This window comes from Salegentibacter mishustinae (genome assembly GCF_002900095.1).
GTDB classification, from domain to species: Bacteria; Bacteroidota; Bacteroidia; order Flavobacteriales; family Flavobacteriaceae; genus Salegentibacter; species Salegentibacter mishustinae.
Genome location: NZ_LLKN01000002.1, coordinates 1,257,129 through 1,275,326, shown reverse-complemented (window position 1 = coordinate 1,275,326; position 18,198 = coordinate 1,257,129). Strand labels below are relative to the sequence as shown.

The following is an 18,198-nucleotide window of genomic DNA, read 5'->3' as shown; positions in this document are numbered from 1 at the left end:
AGAATTTCTACTTCTTCCCTCCTACCTGAATCTTAAATTGAATCAATTCTCATCGTTTTCTATTAAACGTTAAACTTTTTCGTACTACGAAAAACCTAGGGAATTATTTCCTGGAAACAATTTCAATTTTATAGAACAATTATAAACCAGGTCAGGAACTAACAAATGAAATGTTCCCAGCCATAAAATTTGTTCTATTATGCCAACATCAATTATTACTACAGACGATCTTCAGGATTTCAAAATAGAGTTACTCGAAGACATTAAACAACTACTGAACGAGCAGAAACCAGGTAGAATAAAAAAATATCTGAAATCTTCAGAAGTTATGGATTATTTACAAATAAGCCCGGGAACACTTCAAAACCTCCGAGTAAACGGCACGCTACCCTATACCAAAATAGGCGGGATTATTTATTATGATGCTGCGGAAATCCAAAAGGTCATGGAAGATAATCGTGTACTTAATTTAGATCTATAACAATGAACTATATCAAGCAACTAAACGCCGCTTTTGAGAAATTCTATTTTGATGACCGTTTAAATCCTACCCATATCAGTTTGTATATGGCCTTATTCCAGGAATGGAATAGCAGCCGGTTTGCAGATAACTTTTTTGTTAATCGAAGGGATTTAATGAAGGTAGCCAAGATCGGTTCAAAATCTACTTATCATAGGTGTGTAACCGATCTTGATACTTGGGAATACCTTAGCTACTTCCCATCAAATAATCCCTACAAAGGCAGTAAAATTAAGATGGCCATTATTGGGACAACCGATGAACCAGATCAGGGACATTACGATCCCAAACTAGAACAACTTGCGGAACGCTACCATCCCATAGAAGAACCTGTAATGAATCGGCACCCTCCCAATAATGGACAAGCTGTGTACTCACAGCGTCCCATAGGTGGACAAGCATTGGTATCTACTATAAACAATACCAAACAAAGAAAACATAATAAACAACCAAACAGCTTGAAGGTAATTTTAGATTTTTTTAATAGTAAAAATTTTAATTCGGATTACGGAAAAAAATTCTTTGAATATTATCAAAGTAGGGAATGGAAAACCAGTGATGGATTAGAGATCAGAGATTGGCAGGCACTAGCCATGCATTGGATGGATAAATTTATGCTGGCCAAAGAAAAAAAGAAGACATACCAAAACGGGGCGTCCCAATTCCGGGACAACTTGCGAACCAGTAAAAATAAAGATTATGGTCAACCCCTCTAAAATAACCGAAGGTGGCGTGGAGTATTCCCTGGGCAAATTTGATGGGAGCTACGTGCACTATGATTTCAAAAAAATCTTAATTTATCTCAATGCCAAGGGAAAGCTTCTTTTTGGAAAGCAATTCAAGATTTACAAAGAAGACAAAACTATTCTGCTAAAACTAATTTCATATTTCCTAAGGGATAAAGACAACTGCAAAAAATATGGATTGGATATTGAGAAAGGAATTTTACTCTCCGGACCGGTAGGATGTGGAAAGACTTCATTAATGAAATTATTAAGGCATTTGGCTCCCAGGCAACGTCCATATGAAATGATTCCTTGCCGCAACGTTACTTTTAGTTTTAACCACTTGGGTTATAAAACCATTGAAGATTATGGTAATACTAAGTTTTTCTGCTTTGATGACCTGGGTGTAGAGCCCCCTGGGAGATTCTATGGCAAAGATTTGAATGTGATGGGTGAAGTATTGCTTTCAAGATATGAACTCTACCTTGAAACCCGTAAAAGATTGAAGACACACGCTACTACAAATTTAAATGCTGAAGAATTGGAAGAGCGCTATGGGAACCGTGTTAGAAGCAGAATGCGGGAGTTATTTAATTTGATTGCTTTTGAGAAAAGTAGTCGTGATAAAAGAGAATAAATATAGATTCTAATGGATTATTGAATATTTATGAGCAAGATTACCAAGCAAATTTAAGACACGGCTTTTTTTGGAGCGAAAAAACCTGGAAATCAAGTTGTCAGGTGCTTTTTTTTGGAATAATGAAGAAGAAAAATTTAAAGGAAATCCTCCATACTTTAATAATTCAAAATATTTGTGAAGCTTTTCTATTACAAACTCAATTAAGGAAATTAGCAGTAAAACTAAATCCAGGATTAATAAAATCGACACTAAGCACATTTTATAGGAAGAACTTCAATTAATCTTTTTTTATTCCAAATTATCTTTTGCCTTAAAACAAAAGAAACAAAAATTAAAGGCTGCAAATAGCTTTTGAAATAACGACTCACTATATGCAGCTAAAAAAATTAAAAACTAAACAAGGAATTTATAGATTCTTTGAAAAATGTATAAAATCCTTTGTTCTTTTTATTTACTATGGAATTTTCATGTTTCATTCTATTATTTTCTGCTCCTAAATGTTTTATTATCAAAGTTTTATTCAATTCATCTGCACAACCAAGTAAACCTTGAGAAATTGCACAATCTTGTCTGCATTCATTTTCAAAATCGAAATCTATATTCCCTGTATTGAAATCCATTTCTTTCGGACCATAATTAATTCCTCTTGGTTTCAAAATCAAGGATAAGAATTGTTGTATTTCCATTCCTGCTAAACTCAAACTAAAACCAAAAACATTTTCACCTCTATTAATAAAATGATTCTTTGGTAATCCTTTAATATAATTCGGATTATCCAACTCTCCTGATATTTCCAATGCAGCATCTTCAGGTTTATATTGACCTAAACATTGCATACATATTCTTTCAGGTCCTATTGTGTGAGTCTTCCATCTTGCTTGGTCAATATTTGATAAATCATCCTTTGGATTTGTATCAATTCCACCATCAATTACTGGAATTAAATTTGCAAATGACAAGCAATCTAAAGCATATCTTGGTAAAGGCATATCTACACAGGAAAATAAAATATCACAATCAAGAGCTGCTTCTTGTCCTTCTTTTTCAGTAATACTATACGGAACAGCATTAATACTTAAATCTGAAATGAGTTCAGTTTTTAAAAAACGCTCTTTTTGAACATCTACTTTAAATTTTCCAATATCAACTCTATTTATTGCTAATAATCTATCTAAATTTTTCAATTCTACTAGATCAAAATCGATAAGTGTTAAATTCCTTATTCCTGTCCTTATAATAGCTTCAGCAACTATAGAACCCACACTACCTAATCCTACTATTCCGATTTTTAACCTAGAAATTTCATGTTGTTTTAAATCCCCCCAAGATGAAATAGTACGTTTAAACTCTTCTCCGAAATTAGACTTTGGAAAAATATCATCACAGAAATAGGTTTTTAGGGACTTCCCTACTACCCTTACAGATTCACACCAATATCTCTCATAAGTATTTGGAGTTTCTTTTATCCAAAAGCGTGCACTCCAATAATTATCTGTCCCAATTGTCATACCAACTAGAGGTAATCCTGTTACGGCCTTAACTCTTGGAGCTAACATTTTCTCTGCCTCTATGTCATCAAAGCTCATTCCTTGCCAACCTGGATAAGGATGACTATGTATAAAACAGATACCAAAATTATTAGCTAAAGCATAAGATGTGACTTTATCAAAATAAGCTGAATTAAAACTTACATTTCCGTGTACATTTCTGTCTCCAAATTCTGGTAAAATTACTTCATTAATCACTCCTGTTTTTCGTGATTTACCAGAAGATAATTTATAAAAAGCAAAGCATAAATCTTCTTGACCATCCTCTCGAATGAGGTGCTCAAAAAATATCCTATTGACATTTTCTGTCATTGTTATACTATACTTCATTCGAAATCCAATAATGTTCTTAAAAATGCTAAATAATCATCTGCAGTCATACCAGAAGTCCAGCCTTTAAATGGTCTACTCCAATACTGATATTCTTGTGTAGGAACTTTTCTGTCGTGTATTCCACCATAAGGATGTGTGCCTCCACCCCCAGTAATAGGAAGTAAATGCGGTTTTATATGTGGACCTGAAGGCGGTAACATTGGAAATTGTTGACCTTGTAAAGCGATTTCAATTTCTTGTCCTTTAAATCTTCCTATTGGTACGATAAACTTGAAGCACACAAAGTTATTTGTGTGCATCCAAGTTTCGAGCCCTTTGTTTTGCAACTGACTCATTAACCCTTGATTTCCCATAACTATGAAACAGTTGTAGGTTCAAGTTTACACGAACTAAATTTTAAACCATTTTTAATGGCAATTTTATGCTCTCTGTCATTCTTGTAACTAACTTCCTTATGTCCTCTAATTTGTTTTAAATAAAAACCATTAGCATTTTTCCCAGCAGCAGTTAGTATTTCATTTGGTGTCATAAAACATTCATCAACTTCAACAGGTTCGTCATCAACATAAATTATTAGCTTCTTATAAGGTTTAGCAAAAAAACCTTCAATTCCAGCTCCTTTTAAATCAATTTCTTCATTTAATTGAACTGGTTCGAAACCTTTTTCGTTTACCTTAATTAATAATTCGTAATCTTCTACAGGCAACAAATTTGCATTTTCTAAAATTTCTTTTCCTGTAATAATTGTGTTAACTGTCTCAAATTTCTTTCTGTTAACTTTGTAAATAAAATTTTTCATTGTAATAATTATATTAAATATTAATGTTCTCATTTATTCTCAGTATGAGAACGGTTACTGTTTTGACGTATCTGACAACAAAACTTGTGTAATATTTAAAAAAGTATTACCATTGTAGTACAGTACAAAGGGAGTTATAAGGTAGATAAGCCTTATATTATAGAGTCCGTCAAAACTTTAAATCCCATTTTATAATCCAATTTATTGTTCAAGCAATAGATTGGATTTTTTATTTCTCTTATCGGCTCATATTTTTAAGATTAAACATATATTATCTTACCCAACCTAGCATTAATAGTTTATCTATATTATCATTGATACCAGATTGTATTAATTTATTACTATCCAATTTATTAATTTCCATTTTTCTAATTTCTTCATCTAATGGCATATAATTAATTGCTACTTTCTCAACTTGATTTTCTAAATATTTAGATAACGTGTCTAAGTCGTTTGCTGTGAATCCTTCAATTTGATTATCAATATCATATTCGAAAATCAAGGTATTATTCTCTAAATCAGGGTGGGCTATATTCATGAGTATTTCAGCTCTTTTAATTGCTTCAATTTCCCAAAGTTGTAGCTCATCATCTACTACTTCTGCACCTACTGAAGAATCAACCTCTATTCGGATTTCTTCCCTTATTTTTATATTAGAGTGGAGAAAGTTTCTATCCGCCAATAATCTAGACACTTCGTTATAAACTTGCTGTTCTCCTTTGGTATCTCTAATAGTTATTATTAAAGTAAAATCTTGATTTAAAATTTCTCCATCTTCTTCAGATCTTGTTAGAGCAAAATCGCGATAAATTCCTCTTATCTCAGCAAACCATTTTCTTCCCGCTGCCAAACTATCTCTTTGTCTAGATGCAGTCATTTCATCAAGATTAATAGAATGTTTTTTAATAGGTTGGTATTTTTTACCATAGTTTAAAAGCATTCTTTCTCTAGCATAATCGCTAGAGGTATCTTTTTTATATACGCTACCGTAATTAGAATCTAGTATTACATTTTTTGGATCACCGGGCCCTATTGGATTTAGAATATTTGCTTTAGTTGTATCTCTATTTTTTATATCATCATAAGTACCAAATCGTAATTTTAAATGTGATTGACAATATTCAGCTCCTTGTTTTTCTCTTAATACAGGTTGCGCTACCAATGTTATTTTAATTTCACCATAAAAGAAGCCGTCGTCGTTAATCAAACTTTCTGGAAAAGGAAAATCAAGTATCTCGATAAATTCACCTTTATTAATGTTCTCCTGCAATACCAAAGTAATCTCGTGCGGGTCATTATAGATAATCTCGTCTGCTGAAGAGGCTACACCAAAACCCATTTGATTCACCTTTTCGCCTATCGTAAAATTTACACCTGAAGGATATTTAGCTGAATGAATAGCTAATGCTTTTAATAAAGTTGGATTAAAGTTTTCTTTTACTTTAAAATTTAATTCTGACAATAGCGAAGTTACTCTTGGTGTTGAAAAACTAGTTCCAATTATTTTTACAGAACTGCCATCTGCTGCAATAGCTTTAACGCCGTTTTCAATTCTTCTCCCTTCATGCATTCCAGCATTGCCACCATATGAGACTAAATCTGGTTTAATACTATTAGCAGGACCTGGACCAATTCTAGTAAAAGGTGATGGATGATTTATTTCTGCAATATCACTCTCATTTTTGGAATGTGTTATTGAGCCTACAACTAGTGACCTCATTGAGTCACCAGACCGAGCAACTCTACTTTTAGGAAAACCTTTCTCAAAGTTTCTACAATTTCCAGTAGACTTACAAATAATCACATCATTTGATATTTGAATATCATCTAAGGCTTTTCCAAAATCTGAAAAATCACTTAAATCCGATTCAGATGCTGTACCTAAGGAAAGATTCCAAATTTTAATATCAGAATTATTCTTTATTGCTGTTCTAATATTTAGAACTAACTCATCCTCATCTATTCTTTCTTTTTTTTCATCAGGAAATACAGTTGCGTCAAAAAGTTTACACCCAGAATTACCTGTCCAGTTTAGCCCTTCCAATTCATCACCATATATAATAATACTAGAAACACAAGAACCGTGAGTTGGATCTATTAATTCTTTTGGATATGACGAATAATTTCTATCCAAAAGCCAAGGTTTTAGATACTTATTTTTCGAGATACCAGAATCAAGAACTCCAACAATAGGATATTTTTCATCCTTAATGGGTTCCTTAATATCAAGTGCTTCCGTTGTTTCCAAAAGATCCATACCCACGCTATATTTTGGCATAAACGTTATAGATTCTAAGGCTTCAAAATCACTAATACTATCTAATTGTGCTTTAGTTGCATTTTTGATTTTAAAAATGATTAAGCCTGACGAGTAATTTGTTTCTATAATATTTACGTTTTTTTGCTCACAGTATTTTTCGAATGATCGCTTAACTGCGTTATTTACTTCATAGTTTAGAAAATCTATCAGCGAAATTTTTACAGTTTCATTCTCTTCAAAATCTACAATAAATGGTTCATATATTTCAATAGTCTCTACAGCAGAAACCGCTTTAGGGTTACTGTGATAATTTTTGATATTCCTTCTTATAGCGTTGCTATCTTCAATATTATCTACTTTTACAATAGCACTATTAGAATCTATAAAACCAATAATATTATTTTTAGTATACCGACCGTTGAACAACTTCTGAATGTCTTTTCTATGAGTTTTTGCAATAGCTAAATCATCAATATCTACACGTAAAGTTGCAGGAATAAAACTCCTTGTATTATCACGAGTTTTAAAAATTATATTTAACTCATTTAGCGGTTCTAAAAGACTCTGAGCTCTTGCTGAAAGCTCTTCTCCTTCGAGTTGCCATTTTGGTATTGAATCACCACCCCCACCTTCGACTCTTCTATCATCAGTTTTTTCCCTTTTTTGAAATAACTTTATAGGTAAATTCTTTTTTGCCATCTTATTCTACATTTAATGCGTTTCTCACTTGTCTTATTGAAATATCAAGGTAACTGGCAATTTGTTTTTGAGGTATATGACTCTCATTTAAAAAACGTATCATTTCTTCTGGCGTAAACCTATTGTTGTGTTTGTATTTGAAGTATTCAGAAAAAATTTCATCATATTCAAATTCTTTGTTTTTAATAATTGAATTGTAAAAGGCACTATTTATAATCTTAATTATTTCAGAGTGTGAGAAATCATTTAAATAAGAAGATAACATATCAAACTTCTTGTCTTCAATATCTAGTTTTGAGTCTACTTTATTAAAATAGCTCCCTATAAGGTTCTTAATTTCGTCTGAATTTGGTTTGTTTACATTAATTACCTTTTCAAACCTTCTCCAAATGGCGCTATCTAACAGTTGTTCATGATTTGTAGCAGCAATTAGAATACCTGTTTCTAAAAAATCGTCAATATTTTGAAGCAAACTATTGATTACCCTTTTTAACTCACCTGTTTCATGATTATCGTCTCTTGCTTTAGCAATTGCATCAAACTCATCAAGAAATAATATGCATGGTTTACTTTTTGCATAATCAAACAATTTTCTGATATTCTTTGCGGTATTACCTAAAAGTGATGATATTAAAGAATCAAATCTAGCTATCACTATAGGAATATCTAATTCTTTAGCAATATGCTTAGCTAATGTTGTTTTCCCACATCCAGGTGGGCCATAAAGCAATAATGATAAATTCATTTCCAGGCCCTTACTTTCTATTTCATTTTTTGAATTAACCAGAGAGATAAAATTATTCACAGGGTTTTGAATACTTTCAGAAAGCAAAATATCTAACTTTATATCTTGAGGTAGAATAATGTCAGCAATATTTAGTCTTGTATCATTATCTACAGGTGCATCAAATAATTGATCTTTATATACAGGAATACCTGTTGAACCTTCAATAGTTTTCATAATCTTATCTGCAAGTTTATCCGCTCCATCTTCTCTTAACTTTTTGGCCAAGTGTTTAGAATAACTGACAACTTTCTTTGGATTGTGATTAAGACCACCTTCAATTATTTTAATAAGCTCTGTATACATTTATCTGTGATATTATTTTTAGTTTACGTTACAAATATAACTAAAAATGTAATATTAAAACATCATATCGTAATTATTTTTCGTTTTAACGTGTTTTTTACCTATTAAATCGTAATTAATATTGATTACTACGTTGCATATTAAGACTTTAAAACACCACATGCTTCTTCTCCTCTTATAAAAAGGGTTCCATTAACATCGAAGAAGAAACTTTTAAAAATTCTTTTCAAAAAATGTAGCATAAACTTTGGCCCTTAACCAAAGCTAAAGTTAGATATTACGGAAAATTATAGTCCAAAAGGCTGCTTTGTAGATTATAACTTTTAACCGGTGTCTGCAAATAGAAGTCTTATTAAATTCGCCTACGATATCATTTATAACTTTCATAATTTCAGCCCACAACGCTTTCATAATTCTTCAATTTTAAATAAATATTTAACTACTACTAAAGCCACTGCACAATACAAACTGTTCTATTGTAATAGTGATTTTCATCTCGATTACTAATGCCTTTTATTCCGATGGCACCGGAATCTTTTCCTCCGTGTCCAATATTAATATCAATTCGTTTTCTATTTGCCGGTTCTTGTCCAAAAACCATGTATAGTTGAAGGAACAAAATCACAAAATTGACGTTTTTGTATCCATCTCCCCTTTCCACATTTTAAGTTATCAACACCCCCCTTCCAAAAACTAATATTATTTAATGCTAAATGAAAGTATTGAAATTCAATTAACTACAAATTATATTTTATTCACAAATTATTGATTTCCAATTATTTAAGTCATTAAATTTCTAATTTTCTCATAACGAAAACGAGTCAAAAATTTAAAATCCTTCGTTATGAAAAAATCAATCTTTCTGTCAACATTCTTCTTGTTGCTATCCACGTCACTTTTTGCGCAAATCGGTGGGATCGAAGATTCCGTAGCCGATATTTCCGATACTATAAGGAATATATTTCCAATCATCCTTGGAGTCATCTTTTTAGTCGGCTTTCTTTTTAATGCCGGCCACTTCTTTGGGGAAAACTCCGATTTGAAAAAAGGAATAACCAGGGTGTTGGTCTTTGTTCTTATCGCAGGCGCTGTGGTAGGCATCTTCACCTATTTGATCACCATTGTAGTCTAGGTCAATCCGTCGCTAAGCGACATTTGGAAATCATAAAAGAAAACTTATGAAAAAATATAGTCCTTATAAGAACATTCGCAAGGGTGCCGTCATCTTTGGACTTTCCCTTCCCCTATTCGCGCTAATGATGCTTTCGATAATCGCGTCCCTAATGGTGATCATTTTCTCCTTCAGTCTGGATGTGATTATTAGCGCCCTGCTCTTTAATGCATTCTTGTATATCGGGTTAAACCGTATCAGTCGGCTCCTGGAATTTCTACAGATGACCGGGGCATTTCCAAAAATGATCAGTAATAAAAGAAACTCAGGTATCCATTATGAAAAAGATTAACCTCGCCTCTCACTGGCCTATTACAGATATTCGGGACAATGTTGTTTTTACCGCAAACGGTAACATCGTCCTATGTTACCGGCTTGACCTACCTGAAATTTACTCCTTATCGGAAAAAGATTTTGAAGACCTGCACGCCACCTGGTTTCAGGCGCTTAAGTCCCTGCCGGTGGGTACAGTAGTGCAAAAGCAGGATATTTATGAGAAGAAAGCATTCACTGCAACTTCACTTCCAAACATAACCTTTTTAGAAAAAGCCACACGGGATCATTTTAAAGATCGGGAATATATAGCGCACCGCTCTTTAATATTTTTCACCCTGACCAGGAACAAAGCTTTAAACAACTTCAAATATGTAAACCCTTTTCGGAAAGTCTCCAAAGAAATTGTAAGTGAACTGGATGCCAACTTTAAAAGCTTTATCGGCTCAGTAAACGATTGTGTTTCCTTTATTGCTAACAGCCGAAAGGTTTCTATAAAAGCAATACCACCAGAAGAAATCACTACCCTAACTACCGAATACTTCAACGGTTTTAATGAAGGTTTCGATACTGATATCCTACTCGAAAAACAACATATTCAAACGGGGGACAATTATTTTGATGCCCTGGCTATCAATAGCGAGCTGTGCTTTGGCGAAAGGGTACAGTCGAGCAAAACCAATGAGAAATTCACATCTGATGACTTTGTATTTCACCAGGGGTTTATTGATGGGCTGGGGCTTCATTTAAGAGAGAACCATATAGTCAACCAGGTACTCTACCTGGATGATAAACACAAATGGCGCAAGCTACTGGATAAAAAAGTTGAAGAGCTCAGCAAAAGTTCAAATTTCGGGTCTCAAAACAAAGTCATTTTAGGAAAGATCCAGGAAATCCTGGAAAAGATTAATAGCGATGATAACTCGCGGATTATCCGGGGCCATCTTAATGTGATCTTCTGGGATCGTGATCCTCGTAATTTGGAAGGCATTGCCTCTAAAATTAAGGCTGAGTTCAAGGAACTCGATATTACCCCTTACGCTCCACGGGGTGAGGAACGAAAGAATTACCTGCTAAACAGCTACTGCTGCTTCTCTTCCAATTTTTCCGATGAAGATCTCTATGTGACCGATATGAAACATGCCTTGTGTCTCTATATCAATAATACCAATTATAAATCGGACCCTACCGGCATCATTTTTAATGACCGTGAGCATAATATTCCTGTACTAAAAGATGTTTGGGATGAGGGAAAGAAACGCATCAAGGCGCGGAACTTTGCCATCTTCGCCCCTACCGGGGAAGGAAAATCCTTTCTGGCCAATAACATTCTACGTCAATATTTTGAAAACGGGGTACGCCTGGTGATTATCGATCTAGGAGGTTCTTATACCAAGTTCGCTAAACTCTATCCTGATAAGTACACTGTTTTGCGCTACAAGAGCGGAAAAAGTCTAGGTATTAATCCTTTCTACATATCAAATATCGATGATGTAAGTCCAGAGCGGCTGGAGGATCTTTCGGTGTTCCTATTGGAACTCATTGCTGCAGATGACAAGGTTACTAAAGCACAATCCGTAGCCATAAAAAAGATCCTCCGTTACTATTACAAAAACACCACGGGAAACCATTCCTTAGATAGTTTTTACCGTTTTATCGAGCACCGAAAAGATGAGCTGCTGGAGACCCTTAAAATCCATCCCGACTACTTCAATGTTACCAACTTTTTGCACGTGCTCTCGGAGTATGTCGGCGATGGTCTATACAGCTTCTTATTTGAAGTTAGCGAAGATCAAACTTACAAGATCGAAGATAAGCGGCTGATTGTCTTTGAACTCGATGAAGTCAAGGACAATAAAGAGATTCTCTCGGTGATGCTCAAACTAATCAAGTCAGCGATCCAACGTACGATCTGGAAAAACAGAGCAGAAAAGGGAATCATCCTTTTTGATGAATTCGCCAAGCAACTCAAGTTTGAAAATGTCTTGGAAAGCGTGGAATTCTACTACCAGGCAATCCGTAAACAGAACGGGGCCATTGGAATTATCTTACAATCCATAAATCAGCTTCCTAATAATGCGACTTCCTCAAGCATCCTGGAAAACACCCAGGTGATTTACAGCCTGAATAATGAAAAAGGTTATGAAGAACTGGTCAAGCGCTTGAGCCTCTCCAGCCATGATCGCAAGCAGTTGAAATCGATCAGGAATAATTTGACCGGAAAACGGAAGTACACCGAGATCTTTATCAAGATCGGTAAGGAAAGTAACATTTTCCGCCTGGAAGTACCACCCGAAGTCTATGCTGCCTATCTCACCGACGGAACCGAAAACGAGGCCATAATGGCCATTTATAAAAAGACCAAAAATATGGAAAAGGCTATCAAGGAATTTATCAAACAGCCCTAAGCGCACATCACAATTTAAAACACTTTGATATGAAAAATAAACACAAAACTTTAGTATTTACAATAGCCCTTGCTTTATGCTTGCCTGCAGGCGCTGCCTGCCAGGGGATGCCGGTGTATGATAATACGAACTTCGTCAGCCTGGTTAAATCCCTGGTTGAATCGGCCAAGCAAACCGCTAATCTTGTCAAGACCGTCAACTTTTTAAAGGCACAGAAAGAGAGTATTGAGAAGGTCAATAGCGTAGTGCAGGATTTAAAAGCCGTTCGTGAGATAGGTCGTAACAACCAACGCCTTATTGCGGTGATGCAGGATGACCTTCGGGATATTTTGAATTCCCCTTACATCAAACCAGAAGAAGTAAGTCGGGTCACCGAATCCTTCAGTGCCGTCGTAGAAAACTCCCTGGAGAACGCAAGGTTTATCGATGAAATCTTATCAAGTGATCATTTAAAAATGAGTGATGCCGAGCGGGCGGAGGTTTTAAAGCAAAAAGAACTCGAGTCTAAAGAAATGGTCACCGATGTGCGGTTAAAGACCAAGCGTTACCGCGAGATCATTTCTTTTCGAGAAATGCAGGATAAGATCAATAACCGGGAAACAGGCTTTTGATGATGGAAGGAATGATCATAATGGCCGTAGGTGTCGAATATATCGACAGCGTTTTCCAAACCATCCAGGAGAGCGAATTTTCTCAGTATACAATCGTAGGTATGAAAACTCTGGCGGTGCTCTTCTTTTTGGTCAACATCCTTAAAAAGTATAATGAAGGGGTAGCCGATAGGCAGGGCTATACCTGGGGGCTTTCCCCCGGTGATTTGGCGAAAAACTTTGCGGTAGTTCTGCTGGTTATTTTTTCAACGCAAATCCTGGGATTCTTTGACAACATTCTTGTGGCCATTGAAAACCAGTATCGCGACACCGCCCCTGCCCTATTACCTCTTCAGATGCAAGAGATTCCTATAGAAGAAGATGTCTCCCCTATGGGGGCGATGCGCAAAGCCATGGCCTTACTTTATGAGGCCCTGGTGACACCCCTTTACGGCTTTAAAACCTTTGCATTTTTAATTAGCCTGTTCTTATGGATGCTGGATTTATTCATCTATCCCTTATTCCTGGCGGAACGTTATTTCCTATTAGGAATAATGCAGGCCTTTTTTCCCCTGGTGCTTAGTCTGGCGGTATTTGAGAAGTTTCGCTCGATGGCTTATGGCTTTTTCAGGCTGTATGCGGCGGTATATATGCTGGTCCCAGCCTTCTTCCTGGTTAATGTGTTTATCAATGCCCTTTACACAGAAATTAATACCAATTTTTGGGAAAACCTATTCGGTACGGATTACGGGAGCGGTTTTTTTGCCCCGGTTGTAGAGCTGGGATCTATAGCTTTTATCGTGATTTTAAAATTCAAACTCTACAGGCGTGCTATTTCTTTTACACTGAGACTGTTCACCACATAAAGCTCATTAGGATTTTATCCGATTAAAATCAATAAAAATTTTAAATATGAAAACACCTTATAAAAATATCTACTCAGTTTTAAAACTCAACCGTTTTATCGTACTAGCCGTAGTGGTTTGCTCGATGAGTTGCAGTGCCTTTGCCATTTGGATGGCTATCTCCACTCGGAACAAGGCGCTAAACACCGCTTTTGCTATCAACACCGATGGCAGTATTATTCCATTAAAACTGGTTACTCAAAAAGAAAACTTCCAGGTGGAGGCCCTTGCCCACCTGGAGCTGTTTCACACCTACTTCTATAATATTGATGCCAATAGCTTTAAGAAAAACCTGGAAAAAGCATTATGGCTTGGCAATAGTTCGGTAGACAACCTATACAGGCAGAAAAAGGCGGAAGGGGTTTACAACCGCTTATTGCAGTACTCGCTGGTTCAAAAGGTATTAACGATCGATTCACAGCTCGAAGAAAAGGAAGGTTCCTATGGTTTTAAAACCACTGTTATTTTCGAGATTAACCGCGGCAGCATTGTGGATACCTACGAACTGGTTACCACGGGAAAACTGCTCATCGTAGATCGTCACTTCCCCCATAATCCACACGGACTTCTCATTGCGGATTATTTCGAAAACAGTTTAAGAAAAGTACCCTCACAAAATTAAAATTAAAACGGATGAAAATTGAAAAGAACAAAATCGTATTCATTAGCGTTCTGGCGGTCATTGTGATTTTTCTTATCTCCTATACCTTGATGATCACCGGGGAGGATGAAGAGCAACAGGAAAACCTCCGGCAAACGGAGATCCCGGACCTTGAAGAAGAAAGCCAGCAAACCTATGATTCCAAACTGGAGGCTATTGACAACCTTAAAGTAGTTCGGGATAAGAATGCGCCAAGTATTTATGATGAAACGTTTTTAGATTCTTTAGGCTATTACGACACCGAGCTTTTGGAAAAAGAAAAAGAGCGCAAGATCGATAGTATTTATGAGCTGGGAAAAGCCCGGCAGGCCCAAATTGCAAAGCTTACACAAACGCGGCCAACCAGCCCACCGGAGAATAACAGCCCGGGCCTAATAAAAACAGTACCAAAAGTAGATACTTCGGAAATTGAAGTAAAGCGAAAAATCGAAGCCAAAGAAATGGGACTGGAACATCAATTATTTTTTGCTTCTGCTCCCAAGGAATCTAAGGATCATTTTACAAATATTACCGATAAGGAAATTAAAGTGATGGTTGATGGTACCCAAGTGGTGAAAGCAAACTCCAGGCTTCGAATGCGACTTGCACAACCTGCCAGGATTCGTGACAAATTTATCCCCAAAAATACTCCGGTTTTCGGCTTTGTGAGTTTTCAGCCAAATCGCGTCTTGATTGAGATCGAAAATATCAATAAGCATCAAACTAGCTTAAAAGCTTTTGACCTTGAAGATGGTAGCGAAGGTATTTACATCGAGAATAATTTCCGAGCGGAAGTTACTACGGAAGTCCTGGACGATGTAATTAGTGATATCAATATCCCTAGCTTACCCCAAGTCAGTGGGATAAGCAAAGTGTTTCGGCGAAATAACCGCAACCTAAAAGTGACTATTCTAAATAATTACCGATTAATTCTCAAAGCCAGCAAACCTGAACCCGACTGGGGAATGGCTAACCAATAAAACAATCATTATGAAAAAGTATATTTTAACCAAGGCCGCTCTACTGGTTTTTATCATCACCAGTGCACAAACCCAGGAAAAACTGGACACCATTTACGCCAATGATTATAAAAATGTTGCTCTATTTTTCCCTAAAGCGATCAACCAGGGCATTACGGGTGCAGCAAATTTTATTTTTACTTATAATCGGGAAAAACAACAGCATTTTGGCCTACTGCAAGCCAAACCCGGCAAGGAAAGTAACTTGCTCGTTATCGGCGAAGATGGATCGGTCTTTTCCTACATCCTGAAGTATAAGGAACAACTTACCAGGCTGAACTATTTTATCCCGAAAGCCGAAAGTATAGGAAAGGAAAAGCCTGTTGCTATGGTTTCTATTAAGACCAGTAATTCACAAAAATACTTAAGCGATAAGGAAGATTATTACCGAAAATTCTGCAGCTACTTGCTTAGTAAGAAACAACGTATTGGCCGGATAAAAAAACGTAAGTACGGTATCATATTAAGTGTTGAGGATATCGTTTTTAATAAGGAGCAGCTCTATTTTGTGATCAAAATTGAGAATAGATCAGGTCTGGATTACGATCTCAATTTCTTAAAATTGGTCAGTGAAACACGCAAAAAGGGAAAGAAGAAATCCCTGCAGCGTTTATACCAGGATCCGGTTTTTAAATACAAGATGCCGACCAAGGTTCGAAAAAATAAAACTGTAAAAATAGTTTATGTACTGCCAAAGTTTTCATTGTCTAAAGAAAGGAGGGCGATTTTGGAGCTCAATGAAAAAGACGGGGAACGAAATTTAAAACTAAAGGTATCGCATCGGTTAATTAATAATCCGAATTGATAAGGAAAGCTTATCAAATTAGAAGCTCTAAAATTTAAATTTCCCATTTCACTTCTTTTAACCTTCCCGAAATCCTCATCAGGGATTTTAGAACCTCCCTCTCTTCGGGAAGGTCTCCGGTTAGCAACTCACTAAACGAACCAGAATAAGTTTTGCTCAAGGATTTCCAAACCATCTCTGTTTGACTAAAGAACAGGGACTGGGACGGATGTTTCAGTAACCACTCCTTATCCTTGGGAATGGCCTTATCATCATCTTTACCTACTTGCAGCAGCATTTTTTCAAAATCATCAGATTGCAAAAACGAAGAGATTTTATCTTGTTGCAGCAGTTGATGCAAATCATAAGTATGGCGAACCTTATCTGTTAAATCTTCCAAAGGATTTTCGGTATAGGAAAACCGGACCAGGCTTATTATTTTTTCACAAAAGGTACGTTCTATACTTAATACCGTAACCTTAAAAGGTTCAAGGTGGTACGCATTGATAAGATCTACATTATTAGTCGTGGCAATAAAGGCCGTAATCATAGAATGGACATTGACTATTTCTGAAGGATGGGATTTCCCAAGACTTGAAGCTTCCACTACAATATGATCCCGGATCTGGCCGAAGGCACCCTCCACGCCTACTTTATCGTAACCATAGACCACTTTTCTAATTTTGCCTCGTTTGTTTTCTAAAGGATGGTCGGGAATAACAGTCATAACAGGTTCCAGTGCACCAGTGACTTTTTTGAGTTTTCGTTTTAGGGAATTATCGGTTTCCCCCTCCTCTTTTATAACGACCAAATCGATATCTTCGGAAAAGCGCTCAATAATCCTGAAGCATTTAGAAAGGGATGTTCCACCTTTAAAAACGGCGAGCTCCCTGGTTGATTCATTGGTAAAAATCTCTTTAAGTGCTAAAGTAACCCAATAGTCCTTTTCCACATAGATTTCAGAAATTCCAAAATGTTGAGCAGTAGCTACAATAGCCCCCTGAAATGCATTTTTAAAATCATGTAATTTCATCAGGAAATCTTCCAGTTTGTAGTGGTGGTCAGTATTTTTTCGGATATTCCGAATTCATAGTTGCTTAAATAATTAAGGGTGTTTTTAAGCGATTCACTCATTTCTTTAAAAGAGAGTGCTTCAAGAAGAGCTCCTAAAAATGCCCTCACCTTGGGAGGATAGGATTTAGCAAGATCAACTAGTTGTATTTTATCGGTGTGAGAAAGCCCTTTGATTTTTTTCTTTAAAAAATCAACCCCCTTCTTTTTATCCAGATCCGGAATTTTCTTAAAATCTTTCATTACGTCCAGTAATTGCAAGAAAGGAATATTTTCTTTTGAAACAGGTGCATAACTTTTAGCAGGCTTTACAACAAGGTTTCCAATCTTGGTTTTTATCATCTTATCCCAACTGGCCACTCTTAGTGTTGTAGGGATTTGAGTAGTAAGGCCAAGTTCATTATATAACCGAGTCCCTGTTATGTATGCAATTGGCTCACCATTTTCAAAAAGATAACTATAAAGTAATTCTTCCTCACTTGGTTTTATTTCCCCAAAAATAGTTTGTTTGGGCTTATAATACATCCCTTTTTTATATCTTTTAATCACACCCCTGGCAACCATCCTGCTTAAAGCTTTTGCAGCAGCGGAGAATTCATTCTGGGGAATGGATAGGCTATCATAGGTAAATACCTTCCCGGTATTTATACGATCTACTTGATACTTTATGGATGTCGCAATATTCATAATATGGCAAAGATAATGAATTAAAATATAAATTGTC

At 35.9% G+C, this 18,198-nt stretch carries 19 protein-coding genes; 11 read left to right on the top strand and 8 right to left on the bottom strand.

Going from position 1 to position 18,198, the window contains the following annotated elements:
• Positions 1–199: 199 nt before the first annotated feature.
• Genes APB85_RS08725 through APB85_RS08715 form a run of 3 tightly spaced genes read left to right on the top strand, consistent with a single transcriptional unit; the run spans position 200 to position 1,882 of the window.
• Positions 200–481 carry a helix-turn-helix domain-containing protein gene (locus APB85_RS08725; protein ID WP_057481290.1) on the top strand — a complete coding sequence of 94 codons (282 nt, stop codon included), beginning with the start codon at positions 200–202 and terminating at the stop codon, positions 479–481.
• Positions 482–483: 2 nt separating this feature from the next.
• Positions 484–1,236, top strand: a complete 753-nt coding sequence (locus tag APB85_RS08720) for a hypothetical protein (RefSeq protein ID WP_057481289.1) — start codon at positions 484–486, stop codon at positions 1,234–1,236.
• Positions 1,220–1,882 carry a hypothetical protein gene (locus tag APB85_RS08715; RefSeq protein WP_057481288.1) on the top strand — a complete coding sequence of 221 codons (663 nt, stop codon included), beginning with the start codon at positions 1,220–1,222 and terminating at the stop codon, positions 1,880–1,882. The genes APB85_RS08720 and APB85_RS08715 overlap by 17 nt, the downstream gene beginning before the upstream one ends.
• Positions 1,883–2,271: 389 nt before the next feature.
• Here the strand turns inward: APB85_RS08715 and APB85_RS08705 are convergent, their stop codons facing one another.
• From APB85_RS08705 to APB85_RS17210, 6 genes are all read right to left on the bottom strand, one after another.
• The gene (locus APB85_RS08705; protein ID WP_160319237.1) at positions 2,272–3,744 is read right to left on the bottom strand and encodes a ThiF family adenylyltransferase; all 1,473 of its coding nucleotides are present in this window, start codon (positions 3,742–3,744) and stop codon (positions 2,272–2,274) included.
• Between the two features lie 14 nt (positions 3,745–3,758).
• Positions 3,759–4,100: a hypothetical protein gene (locus APB85_RS08700; protein WP_146035376.1), complete on the bottom strand. Its 342-nt coding sequence runs from the start codon at positions 4,098–4,100 to the stop codon at positions 3,759–3,761.
• 20 nt (positions 4,101–4,120) lie between these two features.
• Positions 4,121–4,564, bottom strand: a complete 444-nt coding sequence (locus APB85_RS08695; protein WP_057481285.1) for a multiubiquitin domain-containing protein — start codon at positions 4,562–4,564, stop codon at positions 4,121–4,123.
• A gap of 271 nt (positions 4,565–4,835) precedes the next feature.
• Positions 4,836–7,523, bottom strand: coding sequence for a S8 family peptidase (locus APB85_RS08690; RefSeq protein ID WP_057481284.1), 2,688 nt, complete (start codon positions 7,521–7,523; stop codon positions 4,836–4,838).
• A 1-nt stretch (position 7,524) separates the two neighbouring features.
• Positions 7,525–8,613, bottom strand: coding sequence for an AAA family ATPase (locus APB85_RS08685; RefSeq protein WP_057481283.1), 1,089 nt, complete (start codon positions 8,611–8,613; stop codon positions 7,525–7,527).
• Positions 8,614–9,058: 445 nt separating this feature from the next.
• Positions 9,059–9,274: a hypothetical protein gene (locus APB85_RS17210; RefSeq protein ID WP_111327969.1), complete on the bottom strand. Its 216-nt coding sequence runs from the start codon at positions 9,272–9,274 to the stop codon at positions 9,059–9,061.
• Between the two features lie 183 nt (positions 9,275–9,457).
• Between APB85_RS17210 and APB85_RS08680 the strand changes: the two genes are divergently transcribed.
• Genes APB85_RS08680 through APB85_RS08645 form a run of 8 tightly spaced genes read left to right on the top strand, consistent with a single transcriptional unit; the run spans position 9,458 to position 16,424 of the window.
• Positions 9,458–9,745: a hypothetical protein gene (locus APB85_RS08680; protein ID WP_083482182.1), complete on the top strand. Its 288-nt coding sequence runs from the start codon at positions 9,458–9,460 to the stop codon at positions 9,743–9,745.
• A 46-nt stretch (positions 9,746–9,791) separates the two neighbouring features.
• Positions 9,792–10,076, top strand: coding sequence for a hypothetical protein (locus APB85_RS08675; RefSeq protein WP_057481281.1), 285 nt, complete (start codon positions 9,792–9,794; stop codon positions 10,074–10,076).
• Positions 10,063–12,465: a TraG family conjugative transposon ATPase gene (locus tag APB85_RS08670; RefSeq protein ID WP_057481280.1), complete on the top strand. Its 2,403-nt coding sequence runs from the start codon at positions 10,063–10,065 to the stop codon at positions 12,463–12,465. Before APB85_RS08675 ends, APB85_RS08670 begins: the two co-directional genes overlap by 14 nt.
• A gap of 29 nt (positions 12,466–12,494) precedes the next feature.
• The gene (locus APB85_RS08665; protein WP_057481279.1) at positions 12,495–13,076 is read left to right on the top strand and encodes a hypothetical protein; all 582 of its coding nucleotides are present in this window, start codon (positions 12,495–12,497) and stop codon (positions 13,074–13,076) included.
• The gene (locus tag APB85_RS08660) at positions 13,076–13,921 is read left to right on the top strand and encodes a hypothetical protein (protein ID WP_373295156.1); all 846 of its coding nucleotides are present in this window, start codon (positions 13,076–13,078) and stop codon (positions 13,919–13,921) included. The genes APB85_RS08665 and APB85_RS08660 overlap by 1 nt, the downstream gene beginning before the upstream one ends.
• Before the next feature lie 46 nt (positions 13,922–13,967).
• Positions 13,968–14,582 (top strand): hypothetical protein, encoded by a 615-nt coding sequence (locus APB85_RS08655; protein ID WP_057481277.1) that lies wholly within the window; start codon positions 13,968–13,970, stop codon positions 14,580–14,582.
• Between the two features lie 11 nt (positions 14,583–14,593).
• Complete coding sequence (gene traM, locus APB85_RS08650; protein WP_057481276.1) at positions 14,594–15,580, top strand: conjugative transposon protein TraM; 987 nt, start codon at positions 14,594–14,596, stop codon at positions 15,578–15,580.
• 10 nt (positions 15,581–15,590) lie between these two features.
• Positions 15,591–16,424 carry a DUF4138 domain-containing protein gene (locus tag APB85_RS08645; protein WP_057481275.1) on the top strand — a complete coding sequence of 278 codons (834 nt, stop codon included), beginning with the start codon at positions 15,591–15,593 and terminating at the stop codon, positions 16,422–16,424.
• A gap of 34 nt (positions 16,425–16,458) precedes the next feature.
• Here the strand turns inward: APB85_RS08645 and APB85_RS08640 are convergent, their stop codons facing one another.
• Positions 16,459–17,436, bottom strand: a complete 978-nt coding sequence (locus APB85_RS08640) for a nucleotidyl transferase AbiEii/AbiGii toxin family protein (RefSeq protein ID WP_057481274.1) — start codon at positions 17,434–17,436, stop codon at positions 16,459–16,461.
• Positions 17,436–18,161 (bottom strand): DUF6088 family protein, encoded by a 726-nt coding sequence (locus APB85_RS08635; protein ID WP_057481273.1) that lies wholly within the window; start codon positions 18,159–18,161, stop codon positions 17,436–17,438. Before APB85_RS08635 ends, APB85_RS08640 begins: the two co-directional genes overlap by 1 nt.
• Positions 18,162–18,198: the final 37 nt, after the last annotated feature.